The organism is Bradyrhizobium sp. NBAIM14 (assembly GCF_020193895.1).
GTDB classification, from domain to species: domain Bacteria; phylum Pseudomonadota; class Alphaproteobacteria; order Rhizobiales; family Xanthobacteraceae; genus Bradyrhizobium; species Bradyrhizobium yuanmingense.
Map to the genome: position 1 here is coordinate 177913 of NZ_JADYVQ010000009.1, position 17214 is coordinate 195126.

At 65.2% G+C, this 17214-nt stretch carries 12 protein-coding genes; 8 read left to right on the top strand and 4 right to left on the bottom strand.

Going from position 1 to position 17214, the window contains the following annotated elements; genetic code table 11:
* The first annotated feature begins 45 nt into the window (after nt 1–45).
* The 4 genes from soxB to I6F28_RS22260 all read left to right on the top strand — a co-directional run bounded on the left by soxB (nt 46) and on the right by I6F28_RS22260 (nt 4602).
* Complete coding sequence (gene soxB, locus I6F28_RS22245) at nt 46–1797, top strand: thiosulfohydrolase SoxB (protein WP_225141070.1); 1752 nt, start codon at nt 46–48, stop codon at nt 1795–1797.
* Between the two features lie 131 nt (nt 1798–1928).
* Nucleotides 1929–2966, top strand: coding sequence for an MBL fold metallo-hydrolase (locus tag I6F28_RS22250; RefSeq protein ID WP_036042512.1), 1038 nt, complete (start codon nt 1929–1931; stop codon nt 2964–2966).
* A gap of 87 nt (nt 2967–3053) precedes the next feature.
* Nucleotides 3054–3227, top strand: a complete 174-nt coding sequence (locus I6F28_RS22255; RefSeq protein ID WP_036014608.1) for a hypothetical protein — start codon at nt 3054–3056, stop codon at nt 3225–3227.
* Nucleotides 3228–3393: 166 nt separating this feature from the next.
* The gene (locus I6F28_RS22260) at nt 3394–4602 is read left to right on the top strand and encodes an MFS transporter (RefSeq protein ID WP_225141072.1); all 1209 of its coding nucleotides are present in this window, start codon (nt 3394–3396) and stop codon (nt 4600–4602) included.
* Nucleotides 4603–4858: 256 nt separating this feature from the next.
* Here I6F28_RS22260 and I6F28_RS22265 read toward each other — a convergent pair whose 3' ends face one another.
* Complete coding sequence (locus tag I6F28_RS22265) at nt 4859–6184, bottom strand: MFS transporter (RefSeq protein ID WP_109145517.1); 1326 nt, start codon at nt 6182–6184, stop codon at nt 4859–4861.
* 144 nt (nt 6185–6328) lie between these two features.
* On the opposite strand from I6F28_RS22265, the gene I6F28_RS22270 reads away from it, so the two are divergent.
* Genes I6F28_RS22270 through I6F28_RS22285 form a run of 4 tightly spaced genes read left to right on the top strand, consistent with a single transcriptional unit; the run spans nt 6329 to nt 10927 of the window.
* Nucleotides 6329–6982, top strand: a complete 654-nt coding sequence (locus tag I6F28_RS22270) for an ABC transporter ATP-binding protein (RefSeq protein WP_036014611.1) — start codon at nt 6329–6331, stop codon at nt 6980–6982.
* A complete protein-coding gene (locus I6F28_RS22275; RefSeq protein WP_225141074.1) occupies nt 6979–9441 on the top strand; it encodes an FtsX-like permease family protein in 2463 nt (820 codons plus the stop codon). Before I6F28_RS22270 ends, I6F28_RS22275 begins: the two co-directional genes overlap by 4 nt.
* A complete protein-coding gene (locus I6F28_RS22280) occupies nt 9431–10513 on the top strand; it encodes a lipocalin-like domain-containing protein (protein ID WP_225141076.1) in 1083 nt (360 codons plus the stop codon). The genes I6F28_RS22275 and I6F28_RS22280 overlap by 11 nt, the downstream gene beginning before the upstream one ends.
* A gap of 27 nt (nt 10514–10540) precedes the next feature.
* Nucleotides 10541–10927 carry an MAPEG family protein gene (locus tag I6F28_RS22285; protein WP_057027794.1) on the top strand — a complete coding sequence of 129 codons (387 nt, stop codon included), beginning with the start codon at nt 10541–10543 and terminating at the stop codon, nt 10925–10927.
* A gap of 213 nt (nt 10928–11140) precedes the next feature.
* On the opposite strand, the gene I6F28_RS22290 is transcribed toward I6F28_RS22285, so the two are convergent.
* The 3 genes from I6F28_RS22290 to I6F28_RS22300 all read right to left on the bottom strand — a co-directional run bounded on the left by I6F28_RS22290 (nt 11141) and on the right by I6F28_RS22300 (nt 16979).
* Entirely contained in the window at nt 11141–12331 is a 1191-nt protein-coding gene (locus tag I6F28_RS22290) for an ABC transporter substrate-binding protein (protein WP_036014626.1), read from the bottom strand.
* Between the two features lie 287 nt (nt 12332–12618).
* Nucleotides 12619–15783: an efflux RND transporter permease subunit gene (locus tag I6F28_RS22295; protein WP_225141078.1), complete on the bottom strand. Its 3165-nt coding sequence runs from the start codon at nt 15781–15783 to the stop codon at nt 12619–12621.
* The gene (locus I6F28_RS22300) at nt 15780–16979 is read right to left on the bottom strand and encodes an efflux RND transporter periplasmic adaptor subunit (RefSeq protein WP_036026265.1); all 1200 of its coding nucleotides are present in this window, start codon (nt 16977–16979) and stop codon (nt 15780–15782) included. The genes I6F28_RS22295 and I6F28_RS22300 overlap by 4 nt, the downstream gene beginning before the upstream one ends.
* Between the last annotated feature and the right edge of the window lie 235 nt (nt 16980–17214).

A 17214-nucleotide genomic window follows, 5' to 3' on the forward strand; every position in this document is an offset into this window, starting at 1 on the left:
CCCGCGGTGAACGCAGTCCCCACGAGAGGCGCGGAGAATTCTTGAATGGCGATCCGCCGCCGCGATTTCCTGAAAGGTGCAGGCCTTGCCGCGGCAACGATTGGCCTGCCGCGGCTCGCCCGCGGCGCTGACGCCGCCAGCATCTACGACCTCGAACGGTTCGGCAATGCGCGCATCCTGCACATCACCGACACGCATGCGCAGCTCAATCCGGTCTATTTCCGCGAGCCCAGCGTCAATATCGGCATCGGCGAGATGGCGGGACGGCCGCCGCATCTGGTCGGCCGGGCCTTTCTCGAGCGCTTCGGCATCCGCTCCGACAGCGCCGATGCCTATGCCTTCACCTGCTTCGAGTTCGAGAAGTCCGCAGGCCGCTTCGGCAAGCTCGGTGGCTTTGCCCATCTGAAGACGCTGGTCGATCGCCTGCGCGCCGATGTCGGCGAGCGGCGTTCGCTGCTCGTCGACGGCGGCGATCTCTGGCAGGGCACGGGGCTGGCCAACCTGATGCAGGGCCGCGACATGGTCGAGGTCGCCAATCTGCTCGGCATCGAGGCGATGACGGGCCATTGGGAATTCACCTATGGCGAGCAGGCGCTGCGCGACAATCTCGAGCGTTTCAAGGGCGAGTTCCTGGCGCAGAACGTGTTCCTGACCGAAGAGGCCGCGTTCAACGACGCGCCGGCCTTCGACAAGGCCACTGGGCGCGTGTTCAAGCCTTCCGTCATCAAGGAGCTCGGCGGGCATCGCATCGCGATCGTCGGCCAGGCCTTCCCCTACACTCCGATCGCGCATCCCAGGAGGTTCACACCGGACTGGAGCTTCGGCATCCGCGAGGAGGAGTTGCAGAAGCATGTCGATGCCTTGCGCGGCACCGACAAGGTCGACGCCGTCGTGCTGCTGTCGCACAACGGCATGGACGTGGATCTCAAGCTCGCCAGCCGGATCACCGGCATCGACGTCATTCTCGGCGGCCACTCCCATGATGCCGTGCCGCAGCCCATGCCGGTGAAGAACGCAGGTGGTACGACCCTCGTCACCAATGCCGGCTCCAACGGGAAATTTCTGGGTGTGCTCGATCTCGCGCTCGACAGCGGCAAAGTCAGCGATGCCAGATATCGTCTGCTGCCGGTCTATTCGGAGCTGCTGAAGCCCGATCCGGCGATGGCCGAGCTGATCGGCCGGGTCCGTGCACCGCACGTGGCCGACTGGTCGGAAAAGATCGCGACGCCCGACCGGCTGCTTTATCGCCGCGGCAATTTCTCCGGCCCCATGGACGAGCTGATCTGCACCGCGCTGCGCACCGAGCTCGATGCCGAAATCGCGCTGTCGCCGGGCTTCCGCTGGGGCGTCACCGCGCTGTCCGGCCAGGCCATGACCATGGAGGATCTGCTGGCGGAAACCGCGATCACCTATCCCGAGACCTATGTGCAGGAGATAACGGGGGCCCAGATCAAGGACCTGCTCGAGGACGTCTGCGACAACCTCTTCAACGCCGATCCCTACTACCAGCAGGGCGGCGACATGGTCCGTGCCGGCGGGCTCAGCTACACCTGCACGCCGGACGCTGCGATCGGCAGCCGCATCTCGGAGCTGAAGCTCGGCAGCGGCAAGGCGCTCAACGCCAGCCACCGCTACAAGGTCGCGGGCTGGGCCTCAGTCAACGGCCAGCAGGGCGCGCCGGTGTGGGACGTGGTCGGCAAATATCTGCGCTCGGGCCGGATGATGCCCGAACGGCTCGGCTCCGGCGTGACGCTGAAAGGCGTCGAAGGCAATCCAGGCATTGCAGGACTGGGATGATGTGTTTTGTCCGCGATCATGCGGCCATAATAATAATCTTCTAAATTTTTCTGCTCATGCAGTGAATTACTTCTCTTTCCGACCCGTATTGTAGTAGAATCTTGGAAGTCAGTTCCAAGCCGGGTTCTGCCATGATCTTCCGACAGCTCTTCGACAGCGTTTCGGGCACCTACAGCTACGTCCTCGCCAGCCGCCCCGGCGGCGAGGCGCTGATTCTCGACCCCGTGCTGGAGAAGGTCGACCGCTACTGCCAATTGCTGCGCGAGCTCGACCTCAAGCTGGTCAAGGCGGTGGACACGCATCTGCATGCCGACCACGTCACCGGCCTCGGCGAGCTGCGCGATCGCACCCATTGCATGACCGTGATGGGCGACCAGACCAAGGCCGACGTCGTCGCCATGCGGGTGGCCGACGGCGACAAGGTGACGATCGAGGGCCTGTCGCTCGACGTGATGTACACGCCGGGCCACACCGACGATTCCTATTCTTATTTGATGGGCGACCGCGTCTTCACCGGTGACACGCTGCTGATCCGCGGCACGGGCCGCACCGATTTCCAGAACGGCTCGGCGCGCGCGCAATACGATTCGATCTTCAACCGCCTCTTGAAGCTGCCGGACGAGACGATGGTGTTTCCGGCCCACGACTACAAGGGCGACACCGTCTCCACCATCGGCGAGGAAAAACGCTACAATCCACGGCTCCAGGTGCGCTCGGTCGACGAATATGTCGAGCTGATGGCCAATCTGAAGCTGCCCAATCCGAAGATGATGGACGTGGCGATTCCCGCCAACATGCATGTCGGCCTGCACCAGGAAGAGCTGGAGAAGGAAGGCCGCGCGCTCAGCGCGATCGAGGCGATCCGCAGCCTCGGCCGGCCCGACATCCTGCTGGTGGACTTGCGCGAGACCAATGAGCGGATGAAGCACGGCATGCTCGAAGGCGCGCTGCACACGCCGTATCCCTCCGTCGAGGAGAGCCTCAAGCCCGGCGGCATGCTGCGCGAGGTCGCGGCCGCAACCGGGCGGCGCGTGGTGTTCTTCTGCGCCTTCGGCGAACGCTCGGCGATGGCCGTTGCTGCCGCAAAGGAGGCGGGGCTTCCGAACACCGCGCATATCGCCGGCGGCCTCGATGCCTGGAAGAAGGCAGGCGGGCCGGTGGTGCACTGACGATCTCGTCGCCCCTTGAGATAAATCAGGCGCCGCACATATTTGGCAGGTAGATTCGGATGCAGCATCACCCATCCGGGACCAGCCATGGCCAAGACCGGCAAGTCGAGCGAGCCGCCCAAGATCACCGAGAAGAAGCCCGCGGACGACAAGGCGAAGAGGGCCCCGCGCCGGCGCGAGACCGATGACGACGACTACGAAGACGGCGACATCGCAACGCCGAAGCGCGATCGCTATGGCCCGGACGACGAGCCGTTCTGAGGATGCAGCTCCGCTGTCGTTCCTGCGCTCGCCGGGGACAACGGCGTGAAGCACACCTGACCCCGCACGGCCCCGCCCGCACTACCTGCCATGCGCCTGCGTTCATGGACAAATAACCGCCAGCCCCGATAGTTTGCCGGTCCATCGGGAGTGAAACGGAACTGCAATGGTCGACGTTCTCGCCGCACCGCAACAAGGCAAGACGGACAGTGCGCTGCGCACGCTGACGGGGATCTCGATCGCGCATTGGGTCAGCCATTTCCATCTGCTGGTCCTGCCGATGCTGTTTCCGTTCCTGAAGGAGAAGCTCGGCGTCGGCTATGTCGAGCTCGGCTTCGCCCTCACCGTGTTCGCGGCGGTATCGGGGTTAACCCAGGCGCCGACCGGCTACCTCGTCGACCATTTTGGCGCGCGGCGCATTCTCTTGGCCGGGCTCGCGCTCGGCGGCGCCGCGCTGATCCTGCTCGGTCTGCATCTCAGCTACGCCTCGCTGATCGCCTGCGCAGTGCTGCTGGGTCTTGCCAACAGCGTCTATCATCCCGCCGATTACGCGATTCTTGCGGAGCACATGGACGAGGGGCGGATGGGCCGCGCCTTCTCGATCCATACCTTTGCCGGCTTTCTCGGCGGCGCCGTCGCACCGGCGATCGTGGCCGCGCTCGTAACGCTGTCCGGCGGCACCGGCGCGCTGATCGCCTCGGGCGCGATCGGCATTGCGGTGGCGCTGCTGCTGATCATCATGAACATACCCGATGCCGGTGCGCACAAGAAGAAGCCCGGCAGCGAGAGCGCGCCAAAGCAGGCCATCATCACGCCGGCGCTGATCACGCTGACTGCGCTGTTCATGCTGCTGAGCCTGTCGGTTGCCGGCATCAACAATTTCGGCGTGGTGGCGCTGATGAGCGGCTACGGCACGTCCTATTCGATCGCCAATGTCGCGCTGACTGCGTTTCTCGCCGCAAGCGCCGCGGGCGTACTCGCCGGCGGCTTCCTCGCCGACCGCACCGAGCGTCACGGCTATGTCGCCGCAGCCTGCTTCGCCGCGAATGCGGCCATCGTGCTGCTGATCGCGCTGGTGACGCTGCCGGGCTGGGCCTTGACGGCGACGATGGCGACCGCGGGTTTCCTCTCCGGCGTGATCGCGCCTTCGCGCGACATGCTGGTGCGCAATGCCGCGCCTCCGGGTGCCGCGGGGCGCGCTTTCGGCATCGCCTCTACCGGCTTCAACCTCGGTGGCATCGTCTCACCGCTGCTGTTCGGCTGGATCATGGATCAAAGCGCGCCGCACTGGGTGTTCGGCGCGTCCGTGATCTTCATGGTGGCGACGGTGGTGCTGTCGCCGTTCACGGAGCGCCGGCCGGCGAAAGCAAATTGAGCCGTCGGCATCGACACAAATTCAACTGTCGTTCCTGCGAAGGCTAACGAGGCAGCCGCTTACCCTCCCCTGGAGGGGTCCGGGACGAGCGAAGCTCGCCCGTGGTCGATCGCGCGCAGCGCGAGCGGGGTGGGGTGATCTCTCCTCTCGGGCACTGCCGGATGGGAAACACCGTCACCCACCCCGCTACGCATTCCGCTTCGCTACATGCGCAGCGAGCCTCCCCCTCCAGGGGAGGGTAAGAGAGAGCCGCGACTTACGTCGGCGACACTGCGCCCTTCAGCGCCGTGCCCTGCGCCGCCGCACCACGTGTCAGCCTGGCTTTCTCCGTGTTCGGCCACAACAGCAGCAGGCCAATGACGCCGGAGCCGATCATGACCACCGCGTTGATAGTGAAGCCCGTCAGGTAGCCGTCGAGCATGCTGCTGGCGCGCTGGATCACGGTGCCCATCACGCTCGGCGCGATGATGCCTGAAAGCGTGTAGAGCGCGCCGTAGATCGCGAGCACTGCACCGCGCTGCGAGGCCGGCGTGAACTCGCCGAGCATCGGCGGGCAGACCACGTAGATCGCGCCGCAGAGTCCGGAGCCGAGGACGAGCAGCGCGATCTGCAGGCCGGCGCCCTCGACATGCGCCATCGCGGTGAGGATCAGGCCGCCGACGATGAGCGGCACCGAGCCGAGCACGCCGCGCGAGACGCGCGTGGTGTAGCCGCGGGCCATCATCACCTGCGAGATCCAGCCGGTGAGGAGAACGATGGTGGCGCCGAACACCCAGGGCAGGATCGAGATGAAGCCGGCCTGGCTCTGCGAGAAGCCGAGCCCCTTGACGATGAACGGCGTGAACCAGGTGAGGCCGAGCGACAGCGCCCAATAAGCGCCGAAGGTCGCGATCACGCAGCCGAGGAAGGTGCGTGAGGTCAGCAGCTGCACGTACGCAATCTTCGGCTCGGTGACGGCCAGGACCTCGGTATCCTCCAGCGGGCCTTCCTTGCCGAGCGCGAGCCAGGCTGCGACCCAGATCAGGCCGACGACGCCGAGCGCGCCGAAGGCGTAGTGCCAGGAATGGTTGACGATGATCCAGTTCAGCGCCGGCACCGCCAGGATGACGCCGAAGGCCGAGCCCTGTGACAGGATTGCAGTCGGCAGTGTGCGCTTCTCGTCGGGGAACCATTTGTAGATGGCGTGCGCGGCGACCGAGAAGGCCGGCCCTTCGCCCGCCCCCAGCACGATGCGGCAGATCAAGAGCGTGGTGAAGGAGACTGTGCCGACCATCGGGAACTGCGACACCGCCCAGATCACCGCCAGCGTCAACAACACCCAGCGCGTCGGCACCTTGTTGACGATGAAGCCGACCACGATGGCCGAGATCGAGAACAGGAAGAAGAACGAGGACCCGAGCAGGCCGAACTGCTCGGCGCTGAGCTTCATGTCGGTCATGATCGGCACGCCGGCGAGACCGACCACGATCTTGTCGGCGAAGTTCACCACCATGAAAAGAAAGAGGAGAAATGTAACAGTCCAGGCGCCCTTTGGCGTTTTGGTCGTCCCAGCCGCCACATTCGGCATTTCCTGAGCGCTCATCATTCTCCCCGTATGTCTTTTCGGTACCTATTTGATTTGGCCGTCTTGGAAGCTAGCAGCGGCTTCAGGGCCAACGCAACCCCGGCATTTCCGCATCAGGTGTGCTAGGCAGCAATTCCGTTAATTCCGTCCGGCGCCATCATCGTGCTGAGCATCCGAAACCTCTCAAAGACCTTCTCTTCGGCCGGCGAGCCCGTCCATGTTCTGCGCGGCGTCGACCTCGATCTCGGGGCTGGCGAGCGCGTCGCGCTGACCGGTGAATCCGGAAGCGGCAAGAGCACCCTGCTGCACCTGATCGCCGGCCTCGACGCCGCCGATGGCGGCTCGATCCGGCTGGGTGACGCCGAGGTCACCACGCTATCGGATGCCGGACGCGCCAGCTTGCGGCGGAATCGCGTTGGCCTGGTCTTTCAGCAGTTCAACCTGATCCCGAGCCTCTCCGTCGCGGACAATCTCGCCTTCCAGGCGCGGATCGCCGGCCGGCATGATGCGGCCTGGACGAAAGAGCTTGTCGAGCGCCTCGGACTCGGCAGCCTGCTCAAACGGTATCCAGAGCAAATATCAGGCGGCCAGCAGCAGCGGGTCGCGATCGGCCGGGCGCTGGCGACAAAGCCCGCGCTGCTGCTGGCGGACGAGCCGACCGGCAATCTCGACGAAGCTACCGCCGAGGAGGTGCTGGCGCTGGCGCGCGACCTCGTCGCGCGCACCGGCTGCGGCTTCCTGATGGTGACGCACAGCCTGCATCTCGCCGCCACGCTCGACCGTCATCTCACGTTGCATGCGGGGCGCATTTCATGAAGCGCGCGCTCTGGGTTCTCGCCGTGCTGCTCAGCCATTGGCGGCGCCACAAGATGCAGTTCGCGACGCTGCTGATTGGCCTGATTGCGGCGACCGCGCTGTGGAGCGGGGTGCAGGCCATCAATCAGCAGGCCCGCAATGCCTATGACCGCGCTGCAGCGACATTCGGCGGCGTGCGCACCGCGATGCTGGTCGCTCCCAATGCGGCGACTTTCCCGCAGGAGCTGTTCATAAAGCTCCGCCGCGCCGGCTGGCCGGTGTCGCCGGTGCTGGAGGGACGCGTCCAGATCAACGGGCATTCAGTGCGGCTGCTCGGCATCGAGCCGGTCACGCTGCCGGTCGATGTCGGCAACGCGCCACGCCTGGGTGCCACGGATCTCAGCAGCTTCGTTGCTCCGCCCGGCCAGACGTTGGTGGCCCGGGAGACGCTGAGGGGCTTGCAGCAAGCAGAGGGCACGGCCCCGGCGATCAGCAGCGGCGCAAGGCTGCCGCCGCTGCGGGTCCAGCCGCAGCTCGCACCCGATGTGCTCGTGGTCGATATCGGCGTGGCACAGCGGCTGCTGAGCAAGCCCGACCAGGTCTCGCGGCTGCTGATCGGCAAGCCGAGGGGCAAGCCCGCACCGCTCGCGAGCGTGGTCGGCGAGCAGTTAGAGCGAGTCGAGCCCAATGCGGAGACGGAGCTCGAGCGTCTCACCGACAGTTTTCATCTCAACCTCACCGCCTTCGGCCTGCTGTCGTTCTTCGTCGGCCTGTTCATCGTCAATTCGGCCGTCGGCCTTGCGTTCGAGCAGCGGCTGCCAATGCTGCGCACTTTGCGGGCCTGTGGCGCCTCGGCGCGGCTAGTCAATACGGTGCTGGTGGTCGAGCTGGTGGCGCTGGCGCTGGTCGCAGGCCTGATCGGGCTCGCGTGCGGCTATTTCATCGCAGCCGCCCTGCTGCCCGATGTCGCGGCCTCGCTGCGCGGACTCTATGGCGCGCAGATCCCTGGGCAGCTCAGCCTGCGGCCCGAATGGTGGCTCGCCGGCATCGGGATCAGCGTGGCGGGTGCGCTTGTGGCGGCGGCGACCAGCCTGATCAAGGCGATCAGGATGCCGGTGCTGGCGACGGCGCAGCCGGGCGCCTGGCAGCAGCGCCAACGCCGCTGGCTGATCCTGCAGAGCTGTGCAGCCTGCGGCGCGTTCGCCGTCGCGCTGCTGCTGCTCCACTACGGGCAATCACTGATCGCAGGGTTCGGCGTGCTGGCCGCGTTGATGTTCGGTGCGGCACTGATCCTGCCGGCCTTCCTCGACATCATCCTGCTCGTAGGCCAGCGCTTCGCGCGAGGCCCGCTCGTGCTGTGGTTCTGGGCGGACAGCCGGCAGCAGCTCTCCGGATTGTCGCTGGCGCTGATGGCGCTTTTGCTCGCGCTTGCCGTCAACGTCGGGGTCTCCACCATGGTGGAGACCTTCAGCCGCACCTTCATCGGCTGGCTCGACGGGCGCCTTGCGGCCGACGTCTACATCAGCGCCTCCGACAATGCGCAAGGTACGGCGATCCGCAACTGGCTGAAGGATCGCAGCGATGTTCAGGCGATCCTCCCCGGCGGGCGCGCGGAGGCGCAGGTTCAGGGCCAGCCGGTCGAGTTGCTCGGTCTGCCCGATCACGCGCTCTATCGCGAACGCTGGCCGCTGCTGGACACGGCGCCGCGGGCCTGGACGCGGCTGGTGCCGGGCAATGCCGCCTTTATCAGCGAGCAATTGAGCCGGCGGCTGAACGTGCAGATCGGCGACGTCGTCGAGGTGCCGGCGCCGGGCGGGACCTGGGAGCTCGACATCGTCGGCATCTATGCCGATTACGGCAACCCCAAGGGGCAGCTCACTGTGAACGTCGCCGCATTGATCCGGCAGTTTCCGCAGACGCCGCAGACGCGGATCGGCCTGATCGTCGCGAGAGAGAATATCCCCGGCCTGATTGCGGCTTTGCAGAAGCAGTTCGGGCTCGACGACCGCAGAATCGCCGACCAGGCGACGGTGAAGGCGGAATCGATCCGCATCTTCAACCGCACCTTCGCGGTGACGTCGGCGCTGAACGCCTTCACGCTCGGCGTCGCCGGAATCGCATTGCTCACGAGCCTGCTGACCCTGGCGAACGCCCGACTGCCGCAGCTTGCACCGCTATGGGCGATCGGCCTGACCCGGCCGCGCCTTGCCGCGATCGAGCTGACCAAGACGCTCTCGGTCGCGCTGTTCACGGCACTGCTGGCCGTGCCGCTCGGACTACTGGTCGCCTGGTGCCTCATCGCGATCGTCAATGTGAAAGCATTCGGCTGGCGGCTGCCGTTCCATGTGTTTCCGCTGCAATTGGTCGAGCTGGTCGCGGTGGCGCTGTTCGCCTCGCTGCTTGCGGCGCTGCTGCCGATGGTGCGGCTGGCGCGGATGCAGCCGGCGAACCTCGTCAAGGTGTTTGCCAATGAGCGTTGAAAGAATCACGCGGCGCGCCTTCGCCGGCGGCATTGCCGCCCTCGCTCTCGCGCGCCGCGCCGGCGCACAGGGCTATGCCGGGCTCGGCGAGACCGCCGATGGGTTTGCAAAGGTAACGCCGGGAAAGACATTCACCTTCCCCGAAGATCACGGACCGCATCCGCAGTTTCGTATCGAATGGTGGTATCTCACGGCAAACCTCGTCGATAGCAGCGGCGCTCCTTGCGGCCTGCAATGGACGCTGTTCCGCCAGGCGGCGCAGCCAGGTCCGCAAGGCGAGGGCTGGGCCAATCAGCAGGTCTGGATGGCGCATGCCGCGGTGACGCGCGCCGAGACCCACCGCTTCTCCGAAACGTTTTCACGGGGTGGCGTCGGGCAAGCCGGCGTGACGGCAAAACCGTTCGATGCCTGGATTGACGATTGGGAGATGAAGAGTTTTGACCGCACCGATGACCGCGCTTTGGCGCCGCTGTCGCTGAAGGCAGCTGGCGCCGATTTCAGCTACGCACTGACGCTCGAGGCCGACCGGCCGGTCGTGCTGCAGGGCGATCGCGGCTTCAGCCGAAAGTCGGAGCGTGGGCAGGCCTCGTACTACTACAGTCAGCCGTTCTACCGCGCGCGCGGTACGCTCAGCATCGACGACAAGCCGGTCGAGGTCTCGGGCCAGGCCTGGATGGACCGGGAATGGAGCAGCCAGCCGCTCGACGCCGACCAGACCGGCTGGGACTGGCTGTCGCTGCATCTGTCATCCGGAGACAAGCTGATGCTGTACCGGCTGCGGCAGAAGGACGGCAGAAATTATCCGTTCGGCAATTGGATCAGCGCGGCCGGCGAGACGCAGATGATTGCAGGCAGCGACATCCAGATGATGCCGAAGGCGACGGCTGAGATTGCGGGACGCAAGTTGCCGGTGCAATGGCAGATCGCGATCCCCGCGCGATCATTCTCGATCCTCTGCAAGCCGCTCAATCCGAACGCCTGGATGGGGACCGGCTTCTCGTACTGGGAAGGGCCGATCAGCTTTGCCGGCACACATGACGGCATTGGCTATCTCGAGCTGACCGGCTATTGAGGCGCGATTTCTATGAAGGAACCGACGATGTATCATCTCACCGCCCTCGTCACGCTGCTGGCGATCGCGTTTTATTTCTTCACCTCCATCAACGTCTCGCGCTCGCGCACCAAGACCGGCGTGAAGGTACCTGCGATGTCGGGGCATCCGGATTTCGAACGGGCCTTCCGCATCCAGATGAACACGTTGGAATGGATGCCGATCGTCCTGCCAGCCCTTTGGCTGTTCGCGATCTATATCAGCGACGCCATCGCGGCGGCGATTGGCGTGATCTGGATCATCGGCCGGATCGTCTATTTCATCGGCTATTCGCAAGCCGTGGCCAAGCGCGGCACCGGCTTTGCGATCCAGGCGCTCGCGGCAATGGCGCTGTGGGTCGGGGCGCTCGGGGCGGTGGTGCTGCGGTTGGTGTGAGGCAATCCGCCGCTACACATTCCGCTGCCGTCCCGGACAAGCGTAAGCGCCGATCCGGGACCCATAACCGCAGGAAGATGTCGTGATGCGAGCTGATCACTCCGAGTCCCCGTAACCACGCGTGCCTGTGGTTATGGGTCGATGATCGGCGCGCGCTTGAGGCGCGCTTGTCCGGGACGACAGCGCGGGTGTGGCGCTCGCTGTGCCACTTCCCTACTTCGTCAGCGGACAGCCGCTCTCCTTGGCGGTGAAGAAGGCCTTGTCGCCGGGGACGGTGGCGAGCAGCTTGTAATAATCCCAGGGCTTCTTCGACTCCGAGGGCTTTTTGACCTCGAACAGATACATGTCGTGGATCATGCGGCCGTTCTCGAGCACCTTGCCGCCTTGCGCGAAGTCGTCGTCGACCGGCAGCTCCTTCAGCTTCTTGGCGACGGCATCCGGATCCTTGGTGCCGGCAGCCTTGACAGCCTTGAGATAGCTCAGCGTCGCCGAATAGGTACCGGCGTGGATCATGCTCGGCATCCGCCCGGTGCGCTTGAGGAAGCGCTCGCCGAGATTGCGCGTCCTGTCGTTGAGATCCCAGTAATAACCTTCGGTCAGCACCAGGCCTTGCGCGGCCTGCAAGCCGAGGCCGTTCACCTCGGCAAGCGTCATCAGGAGGCCCGCGAGCTTCTGGCCACTCGCGACGATGCCGAACTCGGACGCCTGCTTGATCGAATTGGTGGTGTCGAGGCCGGCGTTGGCGAGGCCGACGATCTTCGCCTTCGAGCTCTGCGCCTGCAGCAGGAAGGAGGAGAAGTCCGACGAATTGAGCGGAACGCGCACCGAGCCGAGCACCTTGCCGCCATTGGCGGTGACGATCTCGCTGGTGTCCTTCTCCAGCGCGTAGCCGAAGGCGTAGTCCGCGGTGAGGAAGAACCAGGTGTCGCCGCCGGCTTTGGTCAGCGCGCCGCCGGTGCCGACGCCGAGCGCGCGGGTGTCGTAGGCCCAGTGGAAGCCGTAGGGCTGGCAGGCATCGCCGGTGAGGCGCGATGTCGCGGCGCCGACGACGATGTCGATCTTCTTCTTTTCCTTGGAGAGCTCGTGGATCGCGAGCGCGACCGAGGAGGTCGTCAGCTCCGTGATCATGTCGACGTTCTCGACGTCATACCAGCGCCGCGCGATCGAGCTTGCGAGGTCAGGCTTGTTCTGGTGGTCTGCAGTGACGAGCTCGATCTTCTGGCCGAGTACTTCGCCGCCGAAATCCTCGATCGCCATCCTGGCCGCTTCGACCGACCATTTGCCGCCGTAATCGGCATAGACGCCGGACTGGTCGTTGAGGATGCCGATCTTGACGCCTTGCGCGGAGGCGGGAACCGCAATCAAGAGGGCCGAGGCCGCTGCGGCCCAAAGTGCTGATTTCATATGTTTAACTCCCGGCATTCTTCTGTGAAATCGCGCGGATAGTAGTGAAGAACCGCGCTTGCGCCCATCCATTTCATGTTGGTCGTTAGTATGGGATTCTGCGTGCCACATTCTCCACCGTCGTCCCGGGGCGTGCGCAGCGCGAGCCCGGGACCCATAACCACAGGATGGTGTTTGGCGAAGACTTGCCGCTGTCGCGCTAAACTCCTCCCTGTGGTTATGGATTCCCGCGTTCGCGAGGATGACAGCGGAGGATGTGGCGGAGTCTTTGGCCATCGAGAGAGACGTCAGGCCATCGCCTCCGGCTTCTTGTCGCGCCGCCCTTCCGCCAGGTTCCGCACCACGACGTAGAAGATCGGTGTGAACAGAAGGCCGAACAGGGTGACGCCGATCATGCCGAAGAACACGGCGACGCCGACGGCCTGGCGCATCTCCGAGCCAGAGCCGGTCGAGATCACCAGCGGCAAGACGCCGAGGATGAACGCGAACGAGGTCATCAGGATCGGCCGCAAGCGCAGGCGGCAGGCATCGATGACGGCCTCCAGCCGCGGCTTGCCTTCGTTCTCGATGTCGCGCGCGAATTCGACGATCAGGATCGCGTTCTTCGCCGCTAGTCCCACCAGCACGACGAAGCCGATCTGGGTCAGAATGTTGACGTCCTGGCCCATGACGCGAACGCCGATGGTGGCGGCGAGCAGGCACATCGGCACGATCAGAATCACCGCGAACGGCAGCGTCCAGCTGCCATATTGTGCGGCGAGGACGAGATAGACGAACAGCACGCAGATCGGGAACACGTAGAGACCGGCATTGCCGCCGGTGACCTGCTGATAGGACAGATCGGTCCATTCGAAGGTGAAGCCGCTCGGCAAGGTGTCGTCCGCGAGCTGCTTGATGGCGTTGAGCGCGGTGGTCGAGCTCGTGCCCGGCGCCGGCTCGCCCTGGAGTTCGGACGCCGCATAGAGATTGTAGCGCGCGACGCGGTCGGGTCCCGAGACGTCCTTGAACTCGACCACGCTGCCGAGCATCACCATGTCGCCGGAAGCGTTGCGCGTGCGCAGGCGCGCAAGGTCGCTCGGTTCTTTCCGGAACGGGAAGTCGGCCTGCGCGGTGACGTGGTAGGTGCGGCCGAACAGGTTGAAGTCGTTGACATAGGTCGACCCGAAATAGGTCTGGATCGTCTCGTTGATGTTGGAGATGGGCACGCCCAGCTTCTGCGCCTTGGTGCGGTCGATGTCGACGAAGAGCTGCGGCGTGTTGGCCGTGAACGGCGAGAACACCGAGGGGGCGAGCAGCGAGGGCGATTTGCGCGCGGCGGCGACAAGCTCGTCGGTGGCGGCTGCGAGCATTTCAGGCCCGCGGCCCTGGCGATCCTGGATGCGGATGGCAAAGCCGCCGCCAGTGCCGATGCCGGGCACGGCCGGCGGTGGAATCACGATGATGAAGGCACCCTGGATCGCGGACAGGCGCTTGCGCAGCTCGGCCGTGATGGCATTCGCGGACAGGCCCTTCTTCAGCCGCGCCTCGGGCTCGTCGAACACCGGGAACAGCGCCGCCGCATTGCCGGCCTGCGTGCGGGTGGCGCCGGAGAAACCGGCAAAGGCGGCGACTCGAACGATGCCCGGCGTATCCAGCGAGATCCGCTCGATCTCGCGAACAACCTCGGTGGTGCGCGCCAGCGACGCCGCGCCCGGCAATTGCACGGATATGATGACGTAGCCGCGATCCTGCGCCGGGATGAAGCCCTGCGGCGTGGTCACGATCAGCCAGCCGGCGCCGCCGATCAGCACGACGTAGATCAGCAGCATCACCACCGAATGGCGAATCGCGAAATTGGCGAGGCCGGCATAGCCATGCGCCAGCCGGTCGAACACGCGATTGAACACGCCGGTGAACGCATTCCAGCCGCGCGCGATGATGTTCCAGGCGGCCGGCGGCCGCTTTTCTTCGTGTGGTGTGAGGATCTGCGAGGCTAGCGCGGGCGAGAGCGTCAGCGAGCAGAAGCAGGAGATCGCCGTCGCAACGGCGATGGTGACGGCGAATTGCTGGAAGAACTGCCCGGAGATGCCGCCGAGGAACGCGGTCGGGACGAACACCGCGCATAGCACCAGGGCGATCGAGACCAGTGCGCCGCCGACCTCCTCCATTGTCTTCAGCGCGGCATCGCGACGACTGAGGCCGTGCTCGAGATGGCGTTCGACATTCTCGACCACGACGATGGCGTCGTCGACCACGATGCCGACCGCGAGGACGAGCCCGAACAGGGTGAGATTGTTGATGGAGAAGCCGAGCGCCGCCATCACCGCGAACGTGCCGACCAGCGAGACCGGAATCGCGATGATCGGAATGATCGCGGGCCGCCATCCCTGCAGGAACACCAGCACGACGACGACCACGAGCAGCATGGCCTCGTAGATGGTCTTGATCAGCTCGTGGACCGACTGGGCGATGAACTCGGTCGGGTTGTAGCCGATATTGAAGTCGAGCCCCCTGGGAAAGCTCTCCTTCAGCCTCGTCATGGTGTCGGAGATGTTCTTTGCGGTCGCGAGCGCGTTCGAGCCCGGCCGCTGCGTCACCAGCATCGCGACCGCCGACTTGCGCAGCAGAAAGCTGTTGGTGCTGTAAGCCAGCGCCCCGAGCTCGATGCGGGCGACGTCGCGCAGCCGCACCGTGCGGCCGTCAGGGCCGGCCTTGATCAGGATATCCTCGAACTGCTTCTGGTCCTTCAAACGTCCGGTGAAGGTGAGGTTGGGCTGGAAGGCGCGATCGGCGATGGGCGGCTCGGCGATCTGGCCGCCCGCGATCTGCACGTTCTGGGCGCGGATGGCCGCGAGCACCTCGGCCGAGGTCAGGCCGAGATTGGCGATTCTGTCAGGATCGAGCCACAGCCGCATCGAATAGTCGCGGGCGCCGAAGATCTGGATGTCGCCGACGCCGTCGATGCGCAAGAGCTGGTCGCGGACCTGGAGCAGCGCATAATTGGAGATGTAGAGCTGGTCGAACGTGTCGTCCGGCGACAGCATGAACACGACCATTAGGATGTCGGGCGAGTTCTTGCGGGTGGTGACGCCGTTGCGCTGCACTTCCTCTGGAAGGCGCGGCTGCGCGATGGCGACGCGATTCTGCACCAGCACCTGGGCCTTGTCGAGATCGGTGCCGAGCTTGAAGGTGACGGTGATGGTGAGCTGGCCGTTCGAGGTCGCCTGGCTGTAGAGATACAGCATGTCCTCGACACCGTTGATCTCCTGCTCGATGGGAGCTGCGACCGTGTCGGACACGGTCTGGGCGGAGGCGCCGGGATATTGCGTCGTGACGACGACGGTCGGCGGCACCACTTGCGGATATTCGGAGACCGGCAGCGTAGTGTAGGCGAGTGCACCGACGATCAGGAGCACGATCGACAGCACCATCGCCAAAATGGGCTGGTTGATGGAGAGGCGGCCAAGATTCATGACTTGCCACCGGCCGGCGCTTGCGCGGTCTGGGGAGCGACCTTGGCGCCGACGCGGGCGCGCTGGATGCCGTTGACGATGACGCGATCGTCCGGCTTCAGCCCTTCACGGATCACGCGCAGGCCGTCGTCGAGCGGACCGAGCACGACGGGGCGTGCCTCGACCGTATCATCAGGCTTGACCACGAACACGATCTTGCGGGACTGGTCGGTTGCGATCGCAGCGTCCGGAATCAGCAGCGCCTCGTAAGGCGCGCTGCCGATCAGGCGGACGCGGCCGAACTGGCCGGGCAGGATCGAAAGATCCGTGTTCTTCACCACCGCGCGGCTGCGCAGCGTGCCGGTCGACACGTCCAGCCGATTGTCGAGGAAATTGACGGTGCCCTCGCGCGAGGGCTTGGTCTCGCCGGCCAGCGTCACTTGCACCGGGTTCGCGGTATCGCGCGAACTTGGCCGCCGTCCTTCGAACCACAATTTGCTGTATTTGATGAACGTCGCCTCATCCATGTCGAAATAGATGTAGATCGGATCGAGCGCGACGATCGAAGTCAGCAGCGTCGAGGTGCCGGTGTCGCTGCCCTGCACGAGATTGCCGGGGCTGACGAGATGGCGGCTGACGCGGCCGGTCAAGGGCGCTGCCACATGCGTGAACTCGATGTTGAGCTTGGCGGCCTTCAGCGCGCCCTCGGCCTGCATCTCGGCGGCGTGCGCAGCCTGCAAGGCCTGGCGGCGCTGATCGACGACCTGTTCGGAGACCGCGCTGGTCTGCACGAGGCTGAGACCACGGTCGAGCTCGCGCTTGGCGAGCTCCACTCGCGCCCGTGCGTCTGACAGCTGGCCCTCCGCCTGAGTGGCCACCGCCTCGAACGGGCGCGGGTCGATCACGTAGAGCAGGTCACCCTGACGCACGATGGCGCCGTCCTGGAATTCGACCGAGTTGACGAAGCCACCGACCCGCGGCCGCACCTGGACCTCCTCCACCGCCTCGAAGCGGCCGGTGAACTCGTCCCAATCGGTGACTGTGCGCTTGACCGGCTGGGCGACCGTCACCGCCGGCGCCGGCGGAGCCGCAGCCTGCGATGCCGGCTTGTCGCAGCCGGACAGGGCGAACGCGGCGGCGAGAAGCCCGGCAATTGCGCTGACCTGAACGAAATCGTGCTTTTTGATCAACTGCCTGCTTCCGTCCGGTCCGCTCATCCCCAGGTCCTCGCATCAAAGCCGCAGAAGATGCAGGGTACGCCTCTACCTGCGGGCGCCACAAGATGTGTTGCAAAGATGAACTCTTCAAGACCAATGCGCGCGCAATGCTCCGAACGGCGCCCTGACCGGATGACGGGTTGACAGAGAGAGAGACGGTGCCGGGCAAGGCAGTTGCGGCAAGCCGAACCCTGCCGTGAACGACGGGCACTCGGAATTGCGAGCTTTTCCCGGC